At 60.6% G+C, this 21301-nt stretch carries 21 protein-coding genes and 2 pseudogenes; 10 read left to right on the top strand and 13 right to left on the bottom strand.

The features are described 5' to 3' along the window. The first annotated feature begins 197 nt into the window (after positions 1-197). On the top strand, positions 198-1814 hold the full coding sequence (locus QRN61_RS08535; RefSeq protein WP_115989069.1) for an inorganic phosphate transporter: 1617 nt from the start codon (positions 198-200) through the stop codon (positions 1812-1814). Positions 1815-1935: 121 nt separating this feature from the next. Here QRN61_RS08535 and QRN61_RS08530 read toward each other — a convergent pair whose 3' ends face one another. Continuing rightward, positions 1936-2832 carry a LysR family transcriptional regulator gene (locus QRN61_RS08530; RefSeq protein WP_285373568.1) on the bottom strand — a complete coding sequence of 299 codons (897 nt, stop codon included), beginning with the start codon at positions 2830-2832 and terminating at the stop codon, positions 1936-1938. Between the two features lie 120 nt (positions 2833-2952). Between QRN61_RS08530 and QRN61_RS08525 the strand changes: the two genes are divergently transcribed. Next, complete coding sequence (locus tag QRN61_RS08525; RefSeq protein WP_096795043.1) at positions 2953-3708, top strand: SDR family NAD(P)-dependent oxidoreductase; 756 nt, start codon at positions 2953-2955, stop codon at positions 3706-3708. Between the two features lie 170 nt (positions 3709-3878). Here the strand turns inward: QRN61_RS08525 and QRN61_RS08520 are convergent, their stop codons facing one another. Beyond that, the gene (locus QRN61_RS08520) at positions 3879-4316 is read right to left on the bottom strand and encodes a multidrug/biocide efflux PACE transporter (protein ID WP_285373567.1); all 438 of its coding nucleotides are present in this window, start codon (positions 4314-4316) and stop codon (positions 3879-3881) included. 89 nt (positions 4317-4405) lie between these two features. On the opposite strand from QRN61_RS08520, the gene QRN61_RS08515 reads away from it, so the two are divergent. Beyond that, positions 4406-5260: a LysR family transcriptional regulator gene (locus QRN61_RS08515; protein ID WP_285373566.1), complete on the top strand. Its 855-nt coding sequence runs from the start codon at positions 4406-4408 to the stop codon at positions 5258-5260. 168 nt (positions 5261-5428) lie between these two features. Here QRN61_RS08515 and QRN61_RS08510 read toward each other — a convergent pair whose 3' ends face one another. Genes QRN61_RS08510 through QRN61_RS08500 form a run of 3 tightly spaced genes read right to left on the bottom strand, consistent with a single transcriptional unit; the run spans position 5429 to position 7461 of the window. Beyond that, the gene (locus QRN61_RS08510) at positions 5429-6658 is read right to left on the bottom strand and encodes an RNA polymerase sigma factor (RefSeq protein ID WP_285373565.1); all 1230 of its coding nucleotides are present in this window, start codon (positions 6656-6658) and stop codon (positions 5429-5431) included. Continuing rightward, the gene (locus QRN61_RS08505; protein WP_007969364.1) at positions 6651-6995 is read right to left on the bottom strand and encodes a YciI family protein; all 345 of its coding nucleotides are present in this window, start codon (positions 6993-6995) and stop codon (positions 6651-6653) included. The genes QRN61_RS08510 and QRN61_RS08505 overlap by 8 nt, the downstream gene beginning before the upstream one ends. A 40-nt stretch (positions 6996-7035) precedes the next feature. Then, positions 7036-7461, bottom strand: coding sequence for a YybH family protein (locus QRN61_RS08500; protein ID WP_097085877.1), 426 nt, complete (start codon positions 7459-7461; stop codon positions 7036-7038). A gap of 141 nt (positions 7462-7602) precedes the next feature. Here QRN61_RS08500 and QRN61_RS08495 point away from each other — a divergent pair, with 141 nt between their 5' ends. Both QRN61_RS08495 and QRN61_RS08490 read left to right on the top strand, forming a co-directional pair. Further along, positions 7603-8088: a GNAT family N-acetyltransferase gene (locus QRN61_RS08495; RefSeq protein WP_097085879.1), complete on the top strand. Its 486-nt coding sequence runs from the start codon at positions 7603-7605 to the stop codon at positions 8086-8088. An 18-nt stretch (positions 8089-8106) separates the two neighbouring features. Continuing rightward, positions 8107-8712 (top strand): pyridoxamine 5'-phosphate oxidase family protein, encoded by a 606-nt coding sequence (locus QRN61_RS08490; protein WP_097085881.1) that lies wholly within the window; start codon positions 8107-8109, stop codon positions 8710-8712. Positions 8713-8847: 135 nt separating this feature from the next. Here the strand turns inward: QRN61_RS08490 and QRN61_RS08485 are convergent, their stop codons facing one another. From QRN61_RS08485 to QRN61_RS08475, 3 genes are all read right to left on the bottom strand, one after another. Continuing rightward, on the bottom strand, positions 8848-9336 hold the full coding sequence (locus tag QRN61_RS08485) for a GNAT family N-acetyltransferase (RefSeq protein ID WP_097085884.1): 489 nt from the start codon (positions 9334-9336) through the stop codon (positions 8848-8850). A 324-nt stretch (positions 9337-9660) separates the two neighbouring features. Next, entirely contained in the window at positions 9661-10155 is a 495-nt protein-coding gene (locus QRN61_RS08480) for a GyrI-like domain-containing protein (protein ID WP_027612592.1), read from the bottom strand. A 68-nt stretch (positions 10156-10223) separates the two neighbouring features. After that, a complete protein-coding gene (locus QRN61_RS08475) occupies positions 10224-10886 on the bottom strand; it encodes a LysE family translocator (protein ID WP_285373564.1) in 663 nt (220 codons plus the stop codon). A gap of 139 nt (positions 10887-11025) precedes the next feature. On the opposite strand from QRN61_RS08475, the gene alaC reads away from it, so the two are divergent. Next, positions 11026-12243 (top strand): alanine transaminase, encoded by a 1218-nt coding sequence (gene alaC, locus QRN61_RS08470; protein WP_285373563.1) that lies wholly within the window; start codon positions 11026-11028, stop codon positions 12241-12243. 179 nt (positions 12244-12422) lie between these two features. Here the strand turns inward: alaC and QRN61_RS08465 are convergent, their stop codons facing one another. Both QRN61_RS08465 and QRN61_RS08460 read right to left on the bottom strand, forming a co-directional pair. Next, positions 12423-13778: a GntP family permease gene (locus QRN61_RS08465; RefSeq protein ID WP_097085886.1), complete on the bottom strand. Its 1356-nt coding sequence runs from the start codon at positions 13776-13778 to the stop codon at positions 12423-12425. Between the two features lie 82 nt (positions 13779-13860). Continuing rightward, positions 13861-14394 (bottom strand): gluconokinase, encoded by a 534-nt coding sequence (locus QRN61_RS08460; RefSeq protein WP_285373562.1) that lies wholly within the window; start codon positions 14392-14394, stop codon positions 13861-13863. A gap of 216 nt (positions 14395-14610) precedes the next feature. On the opposite strand from QRN61_RS08460, the gene gntR reads away from it, so the two are divergent. After that, positions 14611-15642, top strand: coding sequence for an HTH-type transcriptional regulator GntR (gntR, locus tag QRN61_RS08455; RefSeq protein WP_047295927.1), 1032 nt, complete (start codon positions 14611-14613; stop codon positions 15640-15642). Between the two features lie 147 nt (positions 15643-15789). Here the strand turns inward: gntR and QRN61_RS08450 are convergent, their stop codons facing one another. After that, entirely contained in the window at positions 15790-16662 is an 873-nt protein-coding gene (locus QRN61_RS08450) for a LysR family transcriptional regulator (protein ID WP_285373560.1), read from the bottom strand. A gap of 121 nt (positions 16663-16783) precedes the next feature. Between QRN61_RS08450 and QRN61_RS08445 the strand changes: the two genes are divergently transcribed. The 3 genes from QRN61_RS08445 to QRN61_RS08435 all read left to right on the top strand — a co-directional run bounded on the left by QRN61_RS08445 (position 16784) and on the right by QRN61_RS08435 (position 19490). Continuing rightward, entirely contained in the window at positions 16784-17224 is a 441-nt protein-coding gene (locus tag QRN61_RS08445) for a PACE efflux transporter (protein ID WP_027612586.1), read from the top strand. Positions 17225-17349: 125 nt separating this feature from the next. Next, the gene (locus QRN61_RS08440; protein WP_285373559.1) at positions 17350-18774 is read left to right on the top strand and encodes an MFS transporter; all 1425 of its coding nucleotides are present in this window, start codon (positions 17350-17352) and stop codon (positions 18772-18774) included. A gap of 155 nt (positions 18775-18929) precedes the next feature. After that, positions 18930-19490, top strand: a complete 561-nt coding sequence (locus QRN61_RS08435; RefSeq protein WP_027612584.1) for a hypothetical protein — start codon at positions 18930-18932, stop codon at positions 19488-19490. A 126-nt stretch (positions 19491-19616) separates the two neighbouring features. Here the strand turns inward: QRN61_RS08435 and QRN61_RS27710 are convergent. Continuing rightward, positions 19617-20045 (bottom strand): annotated as a pseudogene (locus QRN61_RS27710) (methyl-accepting chemotaxis protein); the annotation flags it as partial. A 114-nt stretch (positions 20046-20159) separates the two neighbouring features. After that, positions 20160-20936 (bottom strand): annotated as a pseudogene (locus QRN61_RS27705) (PAS domain-containing protein); the annotation flags it as partial. Positions 20937-21301 lie beyond the last annotated feature (365 nt).

The following is a 21301-nucleotide window of genomic DNA, read 5'->3' as shown; positions in this document are numbered from 1 at the left end:
GAAAGCGATCTGTCATTCAACAATGATGGTGACTGACACGCCGTCTTCGCGAGCAGGCTCGCTCCCACAGGGGACCTCATTGACCTTCAGATCGGTGGTCTGGTTATTCAGCCAAACACTGACCTGCCGCAGTCTCTCTGTAATATTTAGCAACGATCATGACCGACACTCCTTCCCTCGCTCAGGATTGTCCGCTCATGGCTACTCCCTCCCTGACCGCCGCCCGCCCCACGTCCGCCCACGGCGGCCGGCCGGCACTTGATAAAAAACCCGGGCCGTTCACTTACGTGGTGTTCTTCGCGGTGCTCGCGATGGGGATGCTGTTCACCGCTTACAGCCTGATGCACGACATGCACGAGCTGGGCACCACCGTCACCACCTGGACCCCGTTCCTGCTGCTCGGCGTAGCGCTGCTGATTGCGCTGGGCTTCGAGTTCGTCAACGGTTTCCACGACACCGCCAACGCGGTCGCGACGGTGATCTATACCCATTCGCTGCCGCCGAATGTGGCGGTGGTCTGGTCGGGGTTCTTCAACTTCCTCGGGGTATTGCTGTCCAGTGGCGCGGTGGCGTTCGGCATCATCGCCCTGCTGCCGGTGGAGCTGATTCTGCAGGTCGGCTCGTCCGCCGGTTTCGCGATGATCTTCGCCCTGCTGATCGCGGCGATCCTGTGGAACCTCGGCACCTGGTGGCTGGGCCTGCCGGCCTCCTCTTCCCACACACTGATCGGCTCGATCATCGGCGTCGGCGTCGCCAATGCCTTGATGCACGGGCGCGACGGTACCAGCGGCGTGGACTGGGCGCAGGCGACCAAGATCGGTTACGCCCTGCTGCTGTCGCCACTGGTGGGCTTCGGCTGCGCGGCGCTGTTGCTGCTGGCCATGCGCGCCTTCATCAAGAATCGCGCGCTGTACAAGGCGCCGGAAGGCAACAACCCGCCACCGTGGTGGATTCGCGGTTTGCTGATCGCCACCTGCACCGGCGTGTCTTTCGCCCACGGCTCCAACGACGGGCAGAAAGGCATGGGCCTGATCATGCTGATTCTGGTTGGCACCTTGCCGATGGCTTACGCGTTGAACCGCACCATGCCCGCCGATCAGGCGCTGCAATTCGCGGCCGTCGCCGAAGTCACCCAGCAAGCGCTGGTGAAAAACACCCCGCTGCCAGCCCCGGTGGATCCGCGTCCGGTACTGTCCGATTACGTGCGCAGCAAGCAAGCAACGCCGCAACTGATCCCCGCCCTCGCTGCCCTCACCGGGCATATTGGCGAAGAGGTCAAAGGCTATGGCTCGCTGTCGAAAGTCCCGGCCGAGGCCATGGGCAACGTACGTAACGACATGTACCTGGCCAGCGAAAGCATTCGCCTGATGGACAAGAACAAGGTCGGCAATTTCGACGCCGACACCACTGACAAACTGCAACTGTTCAAACAGCAGATCGACAACGCCACACGCTTTATTCCGCTGTGGGTGAAGATCGCCGTGGCCATCGCCCTGGGCCTCGGCACCATGGTTGGCTGGAAACGGATTGTGGTGACGGTCGGTGAAAAAATCGGCAAGACCCACCTGACCTATGCCCAAGGCGCCTCGGCGGAAACCGTGGCGATGCTGACCATCGGCGCGGCGGACATGTTCGGTTTGCCGGTGTCGACCACCCACGTGCTGTCATCGGGCGTGGCCGGCACCATGGTCGCCAATGGCGGTGGTTTGCAGATGAAGACCATCCGCAATCTGCTGATGGCGTGGGTGCTGACCTTGCCGGCGGCGATTCTGCTGTCGGGCAGCCTGTACTGGCTGTTCACCCAGATTTTCTGAACAACCCGGCCCCCCCTGTAGGAGTGAGCCTGCTCGCGATAGCGGCGCTTCAGTCACATCTGCATCGACTGACAGCACGCCATCGCGAGCAGGCTCACTCCTACAGTTGATCTGCGGCGAGTTACAACGTCGAACGGATGACATCGCCCAACCACTCCATAAACACCCGCACCCGCAGCGGCAAATGCCGTTGCCGCGCATACAGGATTGAAATGCCCATCGCCGGCGCCGTGAACTGCGGCAGCACGGTCACCAACTCGCCAGTTTCGAGGTGCGGTTGCATGCCGGTGCGCGGCACCTGGATCAGGCCAAAGCCACCCAGGCACGCCGACTCGTAAGCATCGGTGCTGTTGACCGTGACGCTGCCAGCCATCGGCAATCGCCGCACCTGTCCGTCCTGTTCATACACAAACCCTTCCGAGCGCGAACCGAGCACGCCGACGTAGTGCACCAGCCGATGCTGCGCCAGATCCTCCAGCGTCTGCGGCACGCCGTAGCGCTGAAGGTACGCCGGGCTGGCGCAGTTGATCATCGGGAAGTCGCCCAAGTGCCGCGCCACCACCGATTGATCCGGCTGCGCGCCGATGCGCACCACGCAATCGAAACCCTCGCTGAGCAGATCGACACGGCGGTCGGTGCTGCTGATTTCCAGTTCCAGATTCGGGTGGCGCGCCATGAACTCCGGCAGCAGCGGCATGATCAGGCGCCGCGCGAGGATGTTCGGCATGTCGACACGAATCCGCCCGCTCAGCGAGGCCGGATCCTGCCGAAACAGCCCCTCGATCTCGTCCATGTGTGACAGCAGATCCTTGCTGCGCTCGTACAACACCAGACCGTCCTGAGTCGCCTGCACCTTGCGCGTGGTGCGTTGCAACAGACGCGTGCCGAGCAGGGTTTCCAGGGCCTGGACGTGTTCGGAAACCGTCGAACGCGGCAGCCCGAGACTTTCGCCGGCCAGGGTGAAACTCGACAATTCGCTGACCCGGACGAAGGTGCGCAGCAGTTCCAGTTTGTTCATGAGGACACCCGTTGATTGTTCGGCTGAGTCGATCAGTGATTCCGGTTTCAGTCTGTTTATCACCCCATGGCGGATAAATAAACTTTGCTCATCACCACTCAACGCAATCGAGGATTTCACATGAGCCGCAAAATCGCATTGATCACCGGTGCCAGCCGTGGCCTGGGCAAGAACGCCGCCCTGCACCTCGCCGCCGAAGGCGTGGACATCATCGGCACCTACAACAGCCGCGCCGATGAAGCCCAGGCGCTGGTCGCTGAACTGGAACAACGCGGCGCCAAAGCCGTGATGCTGCAACTGGACGTCGGTCGCAGCGAAACCTTTGCCGATTTCGCTTCGCGGGTGGAGCAGGCGCTGCAGCACTTTGATCGCCCGCGCTTCGACTTTCTGATCAACAACGCCGGGATCGGTGTGCACGCGGCGTTCGCCGAGACCACCCCGGAACAGTTCGACCTGCTGATGAATATCCAGCTCAAAGGGCCGTTCTTCCTGACTCAGCAACTGCTGTCGCTGATCAATGACGGCGGGCGCATCATCAACATCTCCAGCGGCCTGACCCGCTTCAGCCTGCCGGGTTATGCCGCCTACGCCGCGATGAAAGGCGCAATGGAAGTGCTGACCCGCTATCAGGCCAAAGAGCTGGGCGCGCGGCAGATCGGCGTGAATATACTGGCACCGGGCGCCATCGAGACCGACTTTGGCGGCGGTGCGGTGCGCGACAACGCCGCGTTGAACGCGATGGTTGCGAGCAACACCGCACTGGGGCGCGCCGGGCAACCGGATGATATTGGGGGTGCGCTGTCGATGCTGCTGGCGCCGGGTGCGCAGTGGATCAACGGGCAGAGGGTCGAGGCGTCGGGCGGGATGTTCCTTTAAATCCCCCATTCACTAAAAACTTTCTTGGTGAGAGCCTCTGTGGCGAGGGGATTTATCCCCGATGGACTGCGCAGCAGGCCCTTCTTTTCTGGATAAAAAGAAGGGCCGCTACGCGCCCCATCGGGGATAAATCCCCTCGCCACAGGTTTTGCATTAGCCACAGGTTGTGCTTATCCCGCGCATACCCGGCGGGTCACGAGGCGCTCGCGCACCACGTCATAGCCCCAGTGATACACATAGGTGTACGGCAGGAAAAACAGCAGAACGCCGATGTCGAGCAAGAACGCCTGCCACAGGCTGACCGACAACCACCAGGCAATCAGCGGCACGCCCATCACGATCAATCCGCCCTCAAACAGCAGCGCATGAACCACACGCGTCCAGGCATTGTGCGCGACGTGCAGGCGTTTGAGCATGCGGTCGAAAAAGCCGTTGAACAGCACGTTCCACGCCAGCGCCAACATCGCGATCAGCACGGTCACCGCGCCCATGTCCAGCAGCGGTTTGTCCATGATCCACGCCAGCAACGGGGTACAGATCAGGATCGCCAGACACTCGAAACCGATGGCCTGGAAGATACGTTCAGTGATGGATTTGTTGGCAGTCATGGCCTGACTCCTTGAGTGAAGAGGGTTGCCATGATCGGCCACCATACCGATACTTCATAACCAATAACCATCGATCAAGGCGATAGTTCATGGCTTCGCAAGAAGTGCTGTTGGCGTTCGTGCAAGCGGCCACTCAGGGTTCGTTTTCGGCAGCGGCGCGCAAGCTGGGGCGCAGTCAGTCGACCATCAGTGCCGCAGTGGCCAGCCTGGAGATCGATCTGGATCTGATTCTGTTCGACCGCAGCAGCCGCAAACCGACCCTGACTCCGGCCGGCCATGTGATGCTGCAACGGGCCGAGGCGATTCTGGCGGCCACCAGTCGTATGGAAATGAGCGCCCGGCAACTGGCACAAGGCGTCGAGCCGAAGCTGACCGTGGCGATTTCCGACACCTACCAGTCAGCGCGATTTGAAGCGGCACTGGTCGGCTTCGAGCAGCGTTATCCGGACCTGGAACTGGAATGCTTGATCGCCGAGTGTGACGACCTGATCGAGTTGGTCCAGCGTGGCCGCGCACACTTGGCGTTTGCCGAAATGCAGGACACCTATCCACCGGATCTGGTGACCTCGACCGTCGCCGAGCGCACTGACCTGGCGCTGTTCGTCAAAGATGATCATGTGCTGACCCGTGTCGAACGGGTCGACCAGCAGGTGCTGGAGCAGCATCGCGAGTTGCGCCTGGCGACCATCGTCAATCCCTACGACAGCCGGGCAAAGGGCCGGGTGTGGTCGGCGCCGAGTTACCTGATGCTGATGGAAATGGCGGAGATGGGCTTTGGCTGGGCGGCGCTGCCGCGCTGGCTGGTGGCGCGTTTCGGTAATGGCTCGCTGGTGGAACTGACGGTGCGCGGCTGGCCGCGGCCGGTGTATGTCGATGCGTTGTGGTCGCGGATTTATCCGCCGGGGCCGGCGGGGAGCTGGTTACTGAGCAAGATGCTGGAATAGCGGCGCCGCCAATCGCTGGCAAGCCAGCTCCCACAAGTACCGAGGTGTTCATTAACTTTGTGCACGGCGCACAAATACTGAGGTGCTCATTAACTTTGTGTACGGCGCAGACACTGTGGGAGCTGGCTTGCCAGCGATGAGGCCGGCACTGCCAATGAATTCCCCGGATCAATCCAGTTCGCTCAGCCGCCCCTCGATAAACCGCCGCTCCGGCTCTTGCCGGGTCAGTTCCAGTGCTCGGAGGTACGCCGCCCGCGCCTGCTCCACCCGACCCAACTGCCGACAAAACTCCGCCCGCGCCGAATGCGCCAGGTGGTAATCCTGCAACTCACCGCGATCCAGAATCCCCTCGATCAGCGTCAGCCCCGCCAACGCGCCATCGCGCTTGGCCACTGCCACCGCGCGGTTCAACTCGATCACCGGCGACGGTACCGCGCGCAACAGCACGTCATACAGCCCGACGATCTGCTGCCAATCGGTTTCCGCCGCTGACGGCGCTTCGGCATGCACCGCGGCAATCGCCGCTTGCAGGCAATACGGCCCGAACCTTCGGGTGGTCAGCGCCCGCTCCACCAGCGCACAACCTTCGGCGATCAGCCCGGCATCCCAGCGCGAGCGATCCTGGTCATCCAGCAGCACCAGTTCACCACTGGGCGAAGTGCGCGCCGGCCGACGTGATTCGTGCAACAGCATCAACGCCAGCAGGCCCATGACCTCCGGTTCCGGCAGCAGCTCCATCAGCAACCGCCCAAGCCGAATCGCCTCGCGGGTCAGATCTTCGCGGGTCAGTTCGGCGCCCATAGACGCCGAATAACCTTCGTTGAACACCAGATAAATCACCCGCAACACGCTGTCGAGGCGCTCGGGCAGTTCGCTCAGGCTGGGGACTTGATAAGGAATTCTGGCGTCGCGAATCTTCGCCTTGGCACGGACGATGCGCTGGGCAATCGCCGCCGGTGCCGAGAGAAACGCGCGGGCGATTTCCTCGGTGGTCAGGTCACAGACTTCACGCAGGGTCAGCGGCACTTGCGCATCCGCCGCCAGCGCCGGGTGACAGCAGGTGAAGATCAGCCGCAGGCGGTCGTCTTCCACGTCTTCGCCACTCCAGTCGGCCTGTTCCAATTCTTCGAGCTGCGCCAGCAACAGCGGCTGCGAGGCCTTGAACCGGGCGCGCCGGCGCAACACATCGATGGCCTTGAAGCGCCCGGTAGACACCAGCCAGGTGCGCGGGTTGTCCGGCACGCCATCGCGCTGCCAGCGCTCGACCGCGACGAAGAACGCCTCGTGCAAGGCTTCTTCGGCGAGGTCGAAATCCCCGAGCAGACGAATCAGGGTCGCCAGAATCCGCCGCGAGTCTTCGCGATAGACCTGCTCGACCCGCGCCCGGACTTCAGACATTCAACTGCCGCACCGGACGCACTTCAACGCTGCCGACCCGGGCCGCCGGAATGTTACCGGCGACCTGAATCGCTTCGTTGAGATCCTTGGCATCGATCAGGTAGAAACCGGCCAGTTGCTCCTTGGTTTCAGCGAACGGGCCATCTGTGATCGACAGCTTGCCGTTGCGCATGCGCACCGTGGTCGCGGTCTGCACCGACTCCAGCGCTTCGGCCGCGACCATCCGCCCGCTGCCCTGAATCGACTCGGCGTAGGCCCAGCACTCGGCGTCTTCCGGGCTGTCGGGCGAGGTGTGCAGCAGGCGCTCATCGCTGTAGACCAAGCATAAATACTTCATGGTTTTCTCCTGAATCGAACGGATCAACTATGGCTGAAGATCAGGGCTGCACATCGAACAGCGTGCTGCCGCTCATCGGATCGAACGGTGCCGACCAGTGCTCGTGAGCGATCTTCCACGTCCCGCCGACCTGCCGATAGCACGCGGTGGCGCGCATCCAGCAGCTCTGGGTTTCGCCCTTGTCGTTGGTGCCGCCGCAATGCGTCACCCAATGGGCGAAGGCGAGGTTGTTGGCGGTCTCGATGGCTATCTCGTGAAACTCGAAAACGTGCGGGCCGGAACACATCTCCATGCAGGCTTCCCAGTGGGCACGGTAGGCCGCTTTGCCCTTGAATTGCAGGGCCTTGATCGCGTCGAAAGAGAGGATGTCATCGGCATACAACGCCATGACTTTGTCGACGTCCTTGGTCATCACCGCTTCGCGGTAGGTGTTGATCAGGGCTTGGATTTCAGTCTGTGCGCTCATGGTGTTCTCCGTGGTTTTTGTTGTGAAGACACCTTTAGTCGTTCGGCCATCGGGCAGATCGACAGTCGAAACAAAAAATTTCCGCCGAACACAAAATCGCTAGAATCCGAGGCTCATCTTTGTAGGAAAAAGGAAATTCCCGTGTCAGCCCAACTCGTGCCGTACGACAGCCTGAACGCGTTGCAGCGTCAGCAGGTCGAGGCGATTGAAATCCATCCCGAGCAGATCAAGTTCTCCGGCGACATTCACGGCGCGCTGCACACGCTGCTGTCCAAACCTGATCCCGGCGTCAAAGGCTTTGCCCTGCTGGCAGACCAGGTGCCGGTGGCGTTCCTGCTGCTCAAGCGCCCGCCCGTGTTGCCGGCCTGGGCCAATGAACACAGCGCCACCCTGCACGCCCTGCAGGTCGACCACCGGGCGCAGGGCAAAGGTTACGGCAAGGCTTGCCTGCAGGCGCTGCCCGAGGTGGCGCGTGAAGCATGGCCGGAGATCAAGGGGCTGGAACTGTCGGTGGATGCCGATAACGATGCCGCCATCGCGCTGTACGCCAAACACGGTTTCGTCGACAGCGGCGAAGCGTACAAGGGCCGGGTCGGTTACGAACGGCGTATGGGACTGTTTTTCTAAATCATCGAGGGATGCACGATGATCGATTCAATCGAAGCACTGGAAGCTATTTACGGCCTGCCCCACGACCGCGCGGTGCGCAAGCAGATCGGTTTTCTCAACGAGGATTATCAGGCGATGGTGCGCCTGTCGCCGCTGGTGATCGTCAGCTCGGTGGGCGCCGACGGTCTCGACAATTCGCCGCGCGGTGACAAAGCCGGGTTCGTGCGGGTCATTGACCAAAACACCCTGGCTCTGCCGGACCGCCCGGGCAACAACCGCATCGATACCCTGCGCAATGTGCTGCACGATCCACGGGTGTCGTTGCTGTTCATCATTCCGGGCATTGGCGAGACCTTGCGGGTCAATGGCACCGCGACCATCAGCGCCGATCCTGAGCTGCTGGAAAGCTTTGCGGTGAACGACAAACCGGCGAAAACGGTGTTGCTGGTGACGGTAGAGGCGGCGTTTTTCCACTGCTCGAAAGCCTTTGTACGCTCTGACGCCTGGAACCCGGAAACCCACCTGCCGCGCTCGGCCCTGCCCTCTGCCGGCGCCTTCCACAAGCGCCTGAACGACGGGCAGTTTGACGCCGAGACCTACGACCGCGAAGCACCGAAAAGAGTAAGCGACACTCTCTACTGAACGGGGAACTCAAAACGCCACAACCCTCTGTGGGAGCGAGCCTGCTCGCGAAAGCGTCATATCAGTCAACAAATTGGTTGGTTGACACGCCCTCTTCGCGAGCAGGCTCGCTCCCACAGTTTTGAACGGGTTGAATCAGAGAGTAAGAATCATCTCGTGCCACGCCATCCCGCCGTGATCCGACTCCGACGGCTTGATGTAGGCAAAGCCGAACCCGGCGTACAGCGGAATATGCTTCTCCTTGCACATCAGATGAATCGTCGCCTTGTCCATCCCGCGCATGCGCTCGATGAACTCGGCCATCAGTCGCTTGGCCAAACCCTGGCCCTGATAGTCCGGGTGCACCACCACCGACATGATCACCACGTTCGGCCCTTGCGGATCGTGACCGATCAGCTCCTTGAACGCCTCGTCGGACATTTGCACATCAAACGCCGCACCCGAGTTGATGAACCCGGCGACTACGCCGTCCACTTCGGCGACGATAAAGCCCTCCGGCCAAGTAGCGATGCGCGTGGCGATCTTCTCGCGAGTGGCGGCTTCATCGCCTTCGTAGGCAACGGTTTCGATCGCGTAGCAGCGATCCAGGTCGGCGGCGGTGACGTTGCGGATGACGGTGTTCATGGCAGCTCGAAAATCAACGGAGAAAAGTGCGCAAAGCATAAAGGAATAAGGTGTTCATATCGATCCGCGCGGGGGGCGTAAAGCCTGCGTATAAGCGCTTTTCTTCGTGCCGCTGACGGGCTATTCCTGCGGTGTGTCTCTGATCACCCTTGGGGGTAACCGCTTATGAGCAGCGTTGAAATCGGCCTGTTGATGGTGTTGGGCATCAGTACGTTCGGCTTTATCACCCTGGGCATCGACCTGTTGCGGGCGCGACGGCTGGGCAAGGGTAAACGCGGTTGAACAGCATGAGGCGGATCAGTGATCCGCCTCATCGTCATGGGCTCAGGCTTTGCTGTCGACCGGCACGCAGATTTCCAGTTTGCCGGTGTGCAGTCGCGGATTGAAATCGGCGCTGTAGCGTTCCAGTTCCGGGGCATTCAGTTCCACGTAATGGGAAGTCGGTAGCCAGGTCTTGTAGATGTATTGCAGGGTTTGCGGCAACTGGTCGAGCGGTCCCTTGTGCTCGAACACCGCGTACTGCCGGGGCAGCACTTCGACCCACTGATAGACCTTCTGGTCGAGGTCATCGAGCTTGCTGATTTCTACCCCGGCGATGTAGTCGAAGCCACCCTTGCCGTCGAAATTGCTGCAGACGCCGTAGGTCACTTCGTTTTTTTGTCCCTGTATCTTTCCCAGGTGCGGCAAGAACTTTTCCCACAGCGCGGGGATGTCCTTGGCAGTGTCCTGAGTGAATCGACCACGAAATCCCGCGATCAGCAGGAAGTGTCCATGTTCGAAGCGAGGTTCCGCCACTTCGACGCGTTTTTGCTCATCCATGACTCGACTCCTGGAACAAAAGTAGGGGTTCGGCTGCTGAGTATAGAAGCCAAACCCGATTCGCAATGTCACAAGGCGTGCAACTGGTCGGCAGCCCCGGAGCCGACGAACTCGTTATAACCGGATACGATCACGTAGACCGCGAAATAGCAGAAGATCGCCGCCGATGCCATGTAGGAGTAGCGCAACAGCTTGTCGCCGAGTAACTTGCCGCCGTGGCTCGCGGCAAAGCACAGACCGGCCGACCACAGCAGGCCGGCGCAGAGAAAACCGCCGAGAAACAGCGCCGAGCTGAGCGGGCAGCCGCCACCGGAACGGGCGATCAGGGTGCCGCCAACCGCGGCGAACCACAGAATCGCGCTAGGCGAGGACATGGCGAGGAAGATCCCTCGGAAGAATTCCTTGCGATGCGAGTTCTGCCCCACCTCCGCCGTCGCCGCCAACTGCGCTTCGTGGTGAATCGCCGAATAGATCATCTTCGCCGCAAAGTAGATCAGCAGCGCCGACCCGCCGATCCACAGCACCCAGCGCACGCTTTCGTACTGCAGCAACACGGTCATCCCGGCCAGTGCCAGCACTGCGTAGATCAGGTCGCCGACGCAGGTGCCGAGGCCCAGCGCGAAGCCCTGAAAGTAACCGCGCTGCATCGCCAGGGTGATCATTGCGATGTTGGCCACGCCGATGTCCAGGCACAGCGAAAGGCTCAGCAAGAAGCCACTGGTGAATTCCATCTACCGATTTCCTTGGGAAAAATTTGTTTGCATGCAGGCTGGACAGCCTGCCATCACAGCCCTTATCTTCCGCCACAGGTCACCGCAGTGACCAGCGTCGCTCGGACGGTTCCGGGCGCTTACGTTATCCGAGGCAACAATGGCTGAACAAGGTTCGCCGCGCCGCTTTGCGCGCATTGATCGACTCCCCCCTTACGTTTTCAACATCACCGCCGAGCTGAAGATGGCCGCGCGGCGTCGTGGTGAAGACATCATCGACTTGAGCATGGGCAATCCCGACGGGGCCACACCGCCGCACATCGTCGAAAAACTCGTACAAGTTGCCCAACGTGAAGACACCCACGGTTACTCCACGTCCAAGGGCATTCCGCGCCTGCGCCGGGCGATTTCCAACTGGTACAAGCAACGCTACGCGGTCGATATCGACCCGGAAAGCGAAGCCATCGTCACCATCGGTTCCAAGGAAGGCCTGGCGCATTTGATGCTGGCCACCCTGGATCAGGGCGACACGGTGCTGGTGCCGAACCCGAGCTACCCGATTCACATCTACGGCGCAGTGATTGCCGGCGCCCAGGTGCGTTCGGTACCGCTGGTGCCGGGCGTGGACTTCTTCGATGAACTGGAGCGGGCGATTCGCGGTTCGATCCCCAAGCCGAAAATGATGATCCTCGGTTTCCCGTCCAACCCTACCGCACAATGCGTGGAGCTGGATTTCTTCGAACGGGTGATCGCCCTCGCCAAGCAGTACGACGTACTGGTGATTCACGACCTGGCCTACGCCGATATCGTCTACGACGGCTGGAAAGCCCCGTCGATCATGCAGGTGCCCGGCGCCAAGGACATCGCGGTGGAGTTTTTCACCCTGTCCAAGAGCTACAACATGGCTGGCTGGCGCATCGGTTTCATGGTCGGCAACCCGGAGCTGGTCAACGCCCTGGCGCGGATCAAGAGTTATCACGACTACGGCACCTTCACTCCGCTGCAAGTGGCGGCGATTGCCGCGCTGGAAGGCGATCAGCAATGCGTGCGCGACATCGCCGAGCAGTATCGCCAGCGTCGTAACGTGCTGGTCAAAGGCCTGCATGAACTGGGCTGGATGGTCGAGAATCCGAAGGCTTCGATGTATGTCTGGGCGAAGATTCCCGAGGCGTACGCGCATCTGGGTTCGCTGGAATTCGCCAAGAAGCTGCTGGCCGAGGCCAAGGTCTGCGTCTCGCCGGGGGTTGGCTTTGGTGAGTATGGCGATGATCACGTGCGCTTCGCGCTGATTGAAAACCAGGACCGGATTCGTCAGGCGGTGCGCGGGATTCGCGGGATGTTCCGGGCGGATGGCCTAGTCGCCAAAACTGGCGCCTGACACCTGCCCCCTGTGGGAGCGAGCCTGCTCGCGAAAGCGGTCTATCAGTCAACATATTGGTTGTCTGACATGGCCTCTTCGCGAGCAGGCTCGCTCCCACACTGGTTTTGGGTGAACCCTAAAATCAGCGCACAAAAAAACCGCATCGCTGCGGTTTTTTTGTGTCTGCAAAGCGCCGCTTACACGAACAGCGACAACAGCAGGATAAAGCCCAGGCCCACCACCGACAGGATGGTTTCCATCGCGGTCCAGGTCTTGAAGGTTTCGGCCACGGTCATGTTGAAGTACTGCTTCACCAGCCAGAAGCCGGCGTCGTTCACATGGGACAGGATCAACGAACCGGCACCGGTGGCCAGCACCAGCAGCTCACGGTTGACGCCCGGGATCATCCCCACCACCGGCACCACGATGCCGGCGCCCGTGATGGTCGCCACGGTGGCCGAACCGGTGGCGATACGAATCACCGCCGCCACCAGCCATGCCAGCAGGATCGGCGAGATCTGCGCGCTGACTGCCATGTGGCCGATCACGTCGCCCACACCACTGGTCACCAGCATCTGCTTGAAGCCACCACCGGCACCGATGATCAGGATGATCGCGGCGGTTGGCGCCAGGCTCGCGTCCAGCCACTTGAGCATCTGCTGCGAACCGATGCCCTGCTTGTGACCGAAGGTGTACAGCGACAGCAGCAAGGCCAGCAGCAGGGCCGAGATCGGGTGACCGATCATGTCCATCCAGGTGCGGAAGAAGTGACCGTCCGGCAGCGCCACGTCAGCAAAGGTTTTCAGCAGCATCAGGAACACCGGCAGCAGCACGGTGATCAGGGTGATGCTGAAGCTCGGCAACTTGGTTGAGTCGTCGCTTTCACGGGCCAGTTGATCGACCAGCTCCTGATTCGGCGTGCCGGGAATGTGCTTGGCGATGAAGGTACCGAAGATCGGACCGGCGATGATGGCGGTCGGCAGCGCAACGATCAGACCGTAGAGGATGGTCTTGCCGATGTCGGCGCCGAACACGCCGATCGCCAGCAGCGGGCCCGGGTGCGGCGGCACCAGACCGTGTACAGCGGACAGGCCGGCGAGCAGCGGGATACCGATCTTGATGATCGACACACCGGTGCGGCGGGCAACGATGAACACCAGCGGAATCAGCAGCACGAAGCCGATTTCGAAGAACAGCGGGATACCGACGAGGAACGCGGCGAACATCATCGCCCACTGCACTTTGTCCTTGCCGAACGCGCGGATCAGGGTCTGGGCGATCTGATCCGCCCCGCCGGATTCGGCCATCATTTTGCCGAGCATGGTGCCCAGCGCGAGGATGATGCCGACGAAACCGAGTACACCACCGAAGCCGTCCTGGAACGCCTTGATGATGGTGCCGATCGGCATGCCGGACGTCAGGCCGAGGAACGCGGCCGCGATGGTCAGCGAGATAAAGGGGTGAATTTTGAATTTGGTGATCAGGATAATCAGGCCGATTACCGTGACCACTGCATCGAGCAGCAGGTAGGCGTCGTGGGACATGCCAAACATTGGGGGTGTCTCCTGGCTTGTTGTTGTTATTAAAGCGGGTTAAACAGAATTCGTGAGGACAGCGCTAGCTCTTTCAACACACTCATACCGCCTGTTTCAAACCGTGGGCCTGCCACCAGACGTGCGCCTGGGCCGCCAGTTCTTCAACGCTGTGGATCGAAGCATTCAGCGCCAGGGTCAACGGCTCACCTACCGGCGATTCGAGGGTGGCGAACTGGCTTTCGATCAACGTTGCCGGCATAAAGTGGCCCGGACGATGGGACACACGGTCGGCGGCGACTTCAGGGGTCAGCTCAAGAAACACGAAGCCCAGGCCCGGCAAGGCACTGCGTAGCACTTCGCGATAACTGTGTTTAAGGGCAGAGCAGGTCAGCACCGGGCGTTTACCCGATGCATCGACGCGACGCAGTTCATCGCACAGGCTGTCGAGCCAGCCGGCACGGTCGTCGTCGTTCAGGGGGATCCCCGCGCTCATCTTTTCGATGTTGGCGGCCGGATGAAAAGTATCGCCTTCAATGGCAGTGGCGCCGCTCAATTGGCACAGGGCCTGGCTGACGCACGTCTTGCCGCAACCGGCAACGCCCATGATGACCAGGGCGGTGATGGGATGACTCATATAACACCTCAGCGCGCAGACAGCGCTACCTTTGCTAGCTATGACTCTAGTGCACAGGCAGAAGTTGCCGACGCCTTCTTGTCGTTTTTTTGGGTTGCAGCAGGTTTGTTCCCAACGCCAAAAAGCGAAGATCAGGCAGGACCTCGCTTACGCATTTGCAGCTGCATCAGGACAGCGCTACCTTAGTGCCTTGATTTTTGTTTGGCAAGCCGCCCGATGACCACCCCTAAAAACGATAAAAACACTCGCACCACCGGCCGTCCCACCCTTAATGAAGTTGCCCGCCTCGCCGGCGTGAGCCCGATTACCGCCTCCCGCGCCTTGCGCGGGGTCAGCACGGTCGCCACGGAACTGGTGGAAAAAGTGCAGAAAGCCGCGCTTGAACTCAACTACGTGGTCAACCCTGCCGCCCGCGCATTGGCCTCGGCGCAGAGCCATTCAGTGGTGGTGCTGGTGCCATCGCTGTCCAACCTGTTGTTCATCGATACGCTGGAAGCCATTCATCGGGTGCTGACACCCAAGGGCTTCGAAGTGCTGATCGGCAACTTCCACTATTCGCGCGATGAAGAAGAGAACCTGCTGCGCAACTACATGGCTTATCAGCCGCGTGGTTTGCTGCTGACCGGGTTTGATCGCACGGAAAGTTCGCGGCGGATGATCGAGGCCAGCAATATTCCCTGCGTGTACATGATGGAACTCGACAGCGCCGCCGGAGTGAATTGCGTGGGTTTCTCGCAGCTCAGCGCCGGCGAAACCGCGGCCGAACATTTGCTCTCGCGCGGTCGCAAGCGTCTGGCCTACATCGGTGCGCAACTGGATCAGCGCACCTTGTTGCGCGGTGAAGGTTTCCGCAAAGCCCTGCAGAAGGCCGGGCGCTACGACCCGGATCTGGAAGTGCTGACCCCGCGCTCCTCGTCCGTGGGCCTGGGCGGTGAACTGTTCCTGCAACTGCTGGCGGCGCATCCGGATGTGGATGCGATCTTCTTCGGCAACGACGACCTGGCGCAGGGTGCGCTGCTGGAGGCGCTGCGCAACGGGATCAAGATCCCCGAGCAGGTGGCGATCCTCGGCTTCAACGACTTGCCGATGTCCGAACACATGGTCCCGCGCCTGAGCAGCATTAACACCCCGCGTGAAGCGATCGGCCGGCGCGCGGCGGAGCAGATGTTGACGTTGATGGCGGGCAACAGCGTGGCGCGGCCCGTTGAGGATATGGGTTTTGAATTGAAGATTCGCGAGAGTACCTGAGCTCTGAAATCCTGTCGGAAGCACTTCCTGTGGGAGCTGGCTTGCCAGCGACGGCGTCAGGCCAGTCGATACAGTGTTGACTGATACACCGCAATCGCTGGCAAGCCAGCTCCCACAGTTTTTTGGTACACCCACCCTATGCATGTATCAGTGGCTGAGCAGTTCGACGAGCGCCAGCGCGCCCTTCTGCAACGGCTGGCTCTTGAGCCACACCGCGTGCACCGGCAGTACCAGGCCGTTTTCGATGTTGCGAAAATTCAGTCGCTTCAAGCGCCCGCTGTCCAGCCACGGCTGCACCACCGACAACGGGAAATTGCCCCAGCCCAGCCCCGCCTCGACCATCTCCAACGCGGTCTCCAGCGTGTCGGTGCGCCAATGCGATTCGGCCACCAGCGGCCGGGTTTCGCTGATCGGCAAGTCGCGGCTGGCGACGAAGATCTGCCGCACATGTACCAGGTCTTCGAGAAACAGATCCTGCCCCTGCAACAACGGACTGTCCGCCGCGAGCGTGGCGATCATCCGTTCGCTGCCGACAAACTGAAAACGCTCCAGCACGTTCATGCTCAACCCGGCAAACGCCAGACACACGCTGACGCGGCCACTGTGCAGCATTGCCAGCACATCGTCCTGCGGCGCGCTCAGCACTTCAATGTCGAGCAGCGGATGACGCTCGGCAATCACCTTGATCGCGGCGAGCAAGCGGCGACGGTCGATGTCCGCGACCACGCCTATCGACAGCCTGCTCTCCAGCCCCAGCGACAACTCCACCGCGTGCACTTGCAGTTGCTTGAGCTGCTCGGCGATCAGCCGCGCGTGGGGCACCAGTGACAGTGCCATCGCTGTCGGCTGCGGCTCGCGATGGCTGCGGTCGAACAAGGCGTAGCCAAGCTCCGCCTCCAGATTGCCGATAGCCATGCTCACCGCCGACGGCACCCGCCCCAAAGCGCGGGCAGCAGCGGAAAACGAGCCACGCTCGATCACTGCGAGGAATAGTTCGATGCTGTCGCTGTTGAAATTCAAAACACCACCTATCACCAAAACTGAAAGCTACTGACTTTTTCTGTCACGCCTATTGAAGCTATCTTTTGCCGTCTTCGCCAGTCTCGCTGGCCAACACGTTGCAAGAAAGAGGCAAATCTCCATGCAAGGCGTCAAACGCAAACTGGTCTACGTGTCGCTCTACGAAGTGATCGGCATGACCTTCTCCGCCCTCGGCCTGGCGCTGTTATCCGGCACTTCGCCCGGCAGCACTGGCCCACTGGCGGTGATCATCACCACCATCGCGGTGACCTGGAATTTCATCTACACCTCGCTGTTCGAGCACTGGGAAAGCCGCCAGCAGTCACGCACCCGCACGGTCAAACGGCGCATCGCTCATGCAGTGGGTTTTCAACTGACGCTGATAGTGTTCCTGATTCCGCTGATTGCCTGGTGGATGAACATCAGTCTGGTGCAGGCGTTCCTGCTGGATCTGGCACTGATCATCTTCATCCCGTGCTACACGTTCGCCTTCAACTGGCTGTTCGATCGCATTTTCGGCTTGCCGGCGTCGGCGCTGCCCGATTCGACCGCTGCGGCATAAATCGTTAATTGGTAAGTAGTTATTGCAAGAAATCGGCGGTTCTCCGGGGCTAACCGCCGAAATTCACAATCCGTGAACTCCGATAGCAGGCTAAGCTTTTCCATCAATAAAAAATGGATCCGCCGATGACTGCTCACGCCCCCGCCGCCGCGCAACGCGACGGCATCGACCCGATACGCGCCGCCGAGATTTCCGCCCGCATCGACCGCCTGCCCGCCGTCGCCACCATCTGGCGACTGGTGGCGCTGTTGTCGATTGGCGGTTTCTTCGAACTCTACGATTTGTTCCAGACCGCCTACATCAGTCCGGGGCTGATCCGTGACGGGATCTTCGCCACCGGCAATCAGGGCGTGTTCGGTTTCTCCGATCAGGCGGCGTTCGCTTCCGCGACCTTCCTCGGCCTGTTCCTCGGCGCGAGCCTGCTCAGTCCGTTGGCTGACCGTTTCGGCCGCCGCGCAATCTTCACTTTTGCGCTGGTCTGGTACACCGTGGCCACGGTGCTGATGGGCGTTCAAAGCTCGGCGCTGGGCATTATCTGCATGCGTTTTCTGGTGGGCATCGGCCTCGGGATCGAGCTGGTGACCATCGACGCCTACCTCTCGGAGCTGGTGCCCAAACGCATGCGCAGTTCGGCGTTTGCCTTCGCGTTTTTCGTGCAGTTTCTCTCGGTGCCGGCGGTGGCACTCATGTCCTGGTGGCTGGTGCCGCAGGCGCCGTTCGGCGTGTCGGGCTGGCGTTGGGTGGTGCTGGCGAGTGCGGTGTTTGCGCTGTTCATCTGGTGGCTGCGCAAGCGCCTGCCGGAGTCGCCGCGCTGGCTGGCGCAGCATGGGCGGTTCGATGAAGCGAACAGGATTCTCGATGACATCGAAGCCCGCTGCGAGAAGGATCACCGCCAACCGCTGGACGCTCCGGAAACGGTGCCCGTGGATGTCGAGGGCAAGGGTCGCTTCGCCGACATCTGGCAGCCGCCATATCGGCGTCGCGCATTGATGCTGATCGTGTTTCACGTGTTCCAGGCGATCGGTTTCTTCGGTTTTGGTAACTGGCTGCCGGCGTTGCTTTCCGGCCAGGGTGTGAGTGTCACCCACAGCCTTATGTATGCGTTCATCATCACCCTCGCCTACCCGCTCGGGCCGTTGCTGTTCGTGAAGTTTGCCAACCGTTTCGAGAACAAGTGGCAGATCGTCGGCTCGGCCCTTGGCGCGATGACTTTCGGCACTTTGTTCGCGTTGCAGACCAGCGCCTTCGGCCTGATCGTCTGCGGAGTGATGATCACCTTTTGCAATGCGTGGCTGAGTTTCAGTTATCACTCGTACCAGAGCGAACTGTTCCCGACCAACATCCGCGCCCGGGCGGTGGGCTTCTGTTATTCGTTCAGTCGCTTGTCGACGGTGTTCAGCAGCCTGTTGATCGGGCTGTTCCTCGACAACTTCGGCACGCCCGGGGTGCTCGCGTTCATTGTCAGCAGCATGCTGATCGTGATGCTGACCATCGGCTGGTTCGGCCCGCGCACGCGCAATCTGGCGCTGGAAAACATTGCCCACCGCTGAGGCCACACGGTCATCCTCTGCCGCCCGACGGCAAGGGATGACCGCTTTGTTCGGCGCACAAGTTGCGTAACTCGTTGAAATCATGTGTTTTTGCGCGAAGGCACGGTAATTGCTGCTTCAGGCCCGTCAGCAATTATCCATAGGGCTCCATCATGATGTTGGTCAGTGCCAAACAGCAGCAGCTCATTCACCTGCCCAAGCGGCTGGCGGATGACGCGACCACGACCGCCGCTGCCGGTCTGCAAAGCGGCCTGCACGGCGCCATGCTGCAATCGCTGCAGAACCAGGCCCAGTCGCAGGCGACCGACGCGACCTCCAAGGTTGAGGATTCGGCCACGCAGATCGCCACCCAGCAAGTGGCCGCCGCCACGCGCATCAGCGATAACGTCGACGAAGCGTTCGCCAAGACCCGTGTCGGCCTGCAAACCACCGACGCCACGGCGGCCGGCACCACCATCGGGACCTCGGCCACTGACGCGTTCAAGGACTACATGAGCAAGTCGCCGGAACAGCGCCTGCGCGACAGTATCCTTCAGAGCATGGGCATCACCGAAGACGACATCAAAGCCATGCCGCCGGAGAAACAACTGGCCATCGGCAAAGAGATCGCCGAGCGTCTGCAGGACAAGATGAAGCTGGCGCAAGCGGAAAAAGACAACGTCAATGACGTCAAAGACAGCGACAAACTGGCGGACAAGTTTCTCGCGGCGCTTTGATCTGAAAGTTGCTTAGAAACCAATGTAGGAGTGAGCCTGCTCGCGATAGCGATACATCAGTTACTTATCCAGTGACTGACGCACCGCAATCGCGAGCAGGCTCACTCCTACAGTTGTTGATGGGTGTCAGTTTAGTTGCAACGTCGCATTGAACTGCCCGATCGCATCCACCACATGTCGCGATCCCTGCTGAATTTCCAGAATCACCTCCCCCGCCTCATTCGCCAGTTCCACACCCAGCCCGGTGCGGCTCAGGCTCGACTGCATGCTCGACACCGCGCTCAGCGACAGGTCATGGTTTTTGCGTACCACTTCGACAATCTCCAGAGTCGCCTGACTGGTACGCGCCGCAAGACTGCGCACCTCGTCCGCCACCACCGCAAACCCGCGCCCGTGCTCACCGGCCCGGGCCGCTTCGATGGCTGCGTTGAGCGCCAGCAGGTTGGTCTGATCGGCGATCCCGCGAATGGTCTGGACGATGGTGCCGATGATGTCCGACTGCTTGCTGACGGCATCAATGCTCAGCGCCGCTTCGTTGAGGTCGCGGGAAATGTCCTGAATGATCTGCACCGTCTGCTGCACCACCTGTGAGCCCTTTTGCGCGCAGGCGTCGTTCTGTACCGAGGTGCTGTGGGCCGATTCCGCGGCGTTCTGCAGCGTAGTCATTTGTTGGGTGATGTCGCTGGCGAACTTCACCACCTTGTACAAACGGCCCTTGGTATCGAACAGCGGGTTGTACGAGGCTTCGAGATAAACCATCTGCCCGGACTTGTTCTTGCGTTCGAAACGGTGCGAGTGATATTCACCGCGATTGAGCGACGCCCAGAACGCCTTGTACTGCGCCGATTCGGATTCGGAACGGTGACAGAACATGCTGTGGTGATGGCCAACGATTTCGTTGAGCGAGTACTGCATGGTTTTCAGAAAGTTGTCGTTGGCGGTAATCACGTTGCCGTCCGGGGTGAACTCGATCACCGCCATCGAACGGCTGATCGCCGCCAGCATGCTTTCTTCTTCGTGCTCTTTGTTGACCCGGGCGGTGATGTCCGACGCCACTTTGATCACACTTTTGACTTGTTTGTCCGGGCCGTACACCGGCATGTAACTGGCTTCGAGCCAGATCTCCTTGCCGGACTTGTTCAAGCGCAGAAACGTGCCGCTGATCGGCTCACCCCGGGCCAGGTCGCGCCACAATCTGGCGTACTCCTCGCTGCGGTAAAACGCTTCTTCGCAAAACACCCGGTGATGTTTGCCACGCACTTCCTCGGCGCTGTAACCCATGGTCTTGCAGAAGTTTTCGTTGGCATCCAGAACAATGCCTTCGGGGGTAAATTCGATCATCGCCATGGAGCGGCTGATCGCTTCGAGCTTGGCGTTGGCTTCGGTCAAGGCGCAGCTGAAACGCTCGATTTCCTGCAGGTCAGCCTTGTGATGTAGGTTGAACATGGTTGTATCACCTTCCGCGCGGTCTTTTGATTTGATGAAAGTTCAGGTCTTTCAGCATCCACCACTACGTTCCACAGAACAGGCACACGCATTCCTCCACGGGAGGAAGTTGTCAGGTGATAAATGATGTTTAATCCGAGGGTCCATGCAGCGACGCTCTAATCAAGACATCCTTCTCTTGATAGCCCAGCAGCGGGCCAGCCCTAACGTGCAGAAAACTTCCATGTACAACTTGCTCCTTGTTGGTTCAGTGTCCGGTGCCTTGGGTTGCGCACTCTGGCAGCGTTGAAATCACGGCTAACAGATGACGGTCGACATAGTTAGTTACAGCTAGCATAGCCATCGCCATGCCGTGCGCAAGGCCA

Origin of the sequence: Pseudomonas sp. lyk4-TYG-107 (genome assembly GCF_030209055.1) — a bacterium.
Taxonomy (GTDB): Bacteria; Pseudomonadota; Gammaproteobacteria; order Pseudomonadales; family Pseudomonadaceae; genus Aquipseudomonas; species Aquipseudomonas putida_A.
The sequence above is the reverse complement of the archived record's forward strand: the minus strand, read 5'-3'. Positions and strand labels throughout refer to the sequence as shown.

Bases quoted from the DNA above. Each gene is read 5' to 3' on its own strand.
- QRN61_RS08460 (WP_285373562.1), bottom strand. From the start codon at position 14,394: ATGAGTCATCCCATCACCGCCCTGGTCATCATGGGCGTTGCCGGTTGC.
- QRN61_RS08445 (WP_027612586.1), top strand. From the start codon at position 16,784: ATGCAAGGCGTCAAACGCAAACTGGTCTACGTGTCGCTCTACGAAGTG.
- QRN61_RS08505 (WP_007969364.1), bottom strand. From the start codon at position 6,995: ATGAAGTATTTATGCTTGGTCTACAGCGATGAGCGCCTGCTGCACACC.
- QRN61_RS08435 (WP_027612584.1), top strand. From the start codon at position 18,930: ATGTTGGTCAGTGCCAAACAGCAGCAGCTCATTCACCTGCCCAAGCGG.
- QRN61_RS08475 (WP_285373564.1), bottom strand. From the start codon at position 10,886: ATGGAATTCACCAGTGGCTTCTTGCTGAGCCTTTCGCTGTGCCTGGAC.
- gntR (WP_047295927.1), top strand. From the start codon at position 14,611: ATGACCACCCCTAAAAACGATAAAAACACTCGCACCACCGGCCGTCCC.
- QRN61_RS08520 (WP_285373567.1), bottom strand. From the start codon at position 4,316: ATGACTGCCAACAAATCCATCACTGAACGTATCTTCCAGGCCATCGGT.
- alaC (WP_285373563.1), top strand. From the start codon at position 11,026: ATGGCTGAACAAGGTTCGCCGCGCCGCTTTGCGCGCATTGATCGACTC.
- QRN61_RS08535 (WP_115989069.1), top strand. From the start codon at position 198: ATGGCTACTCCCTCCCTGACCGCCGCCCGCCCCACGTCCGCCCACGGC.
- QRN61_RS08465 (WP_097085886.1), bottom strand. From the start codon at position 13,778: ATGTTTGGCATGTCCCACGACGCCTACCTGCTGCTCGATGCAGTGGTC.
- QRN61_RS08440 (WP_285373559.1), top strand. From the start codon at position 17,350: ATGACTGCTCACGCCCCCGCCGCCGCGCAACGCGACGGCATCGACCCG.
- QRN61_RS08515 (WP_285373566.1), top strand. From the start codon at position 4,406: ATGGCTTCGCAAGAAGTGCTGTTGGCGTTCGTGCAAGCGGCCACTCAG.
- QRN61_RS08525 (WP_096795043.1), top strand. From the start codon at position 2,953: ATGAGCCGCAAAATCGCATTGATCACCGGTGCCAGCCGTGGCCTGGGC.
- QRN61_RS08500 (WP_097085877.1), bottom strand. From the start codon at position 7,461: ATGAGCGCACAGACTGAAATCCAAGCCCTGATCAACACCTACCGCGAA.
- QRN61_RS08530 (WP_285373568.1), bottom strand. From the start codon at position 2,832: ATGAACAAACTGGAACTGCTGCGCACCTTCGTCCGGGTCAGCGAATTG.
- QRN61_RS08485 (WP_097085884.1), bottom strand. From the start codon at position 9,336: ATGAACACCGTCATCCGCAACGTCACCGCCGCCGACCTGGATCGCTGC.
- QRN61_RS08510 (WP_285373565.1), bottom strand. From the start codon at position 6,658: ATGTCTGAAGTCCGGGCGCGGGTCGAGCAGGTCTATCGCGAAGACTCG.
- QRN61_RS08480 (WP_027612592.1), bottom strand. From the start codon at position 10,155: ATGGATGAGCAAAAACGCGTCGAAGTGGCGGAACCTCGCTTCGAACAT.
- QRN61_RS08490 (WP_097085881.1), top strand. From the start codon at position 8,107: ATGATCGATTCAATCGAAGCACTGGAAGCTATTTACGGCCTGCCCCAC.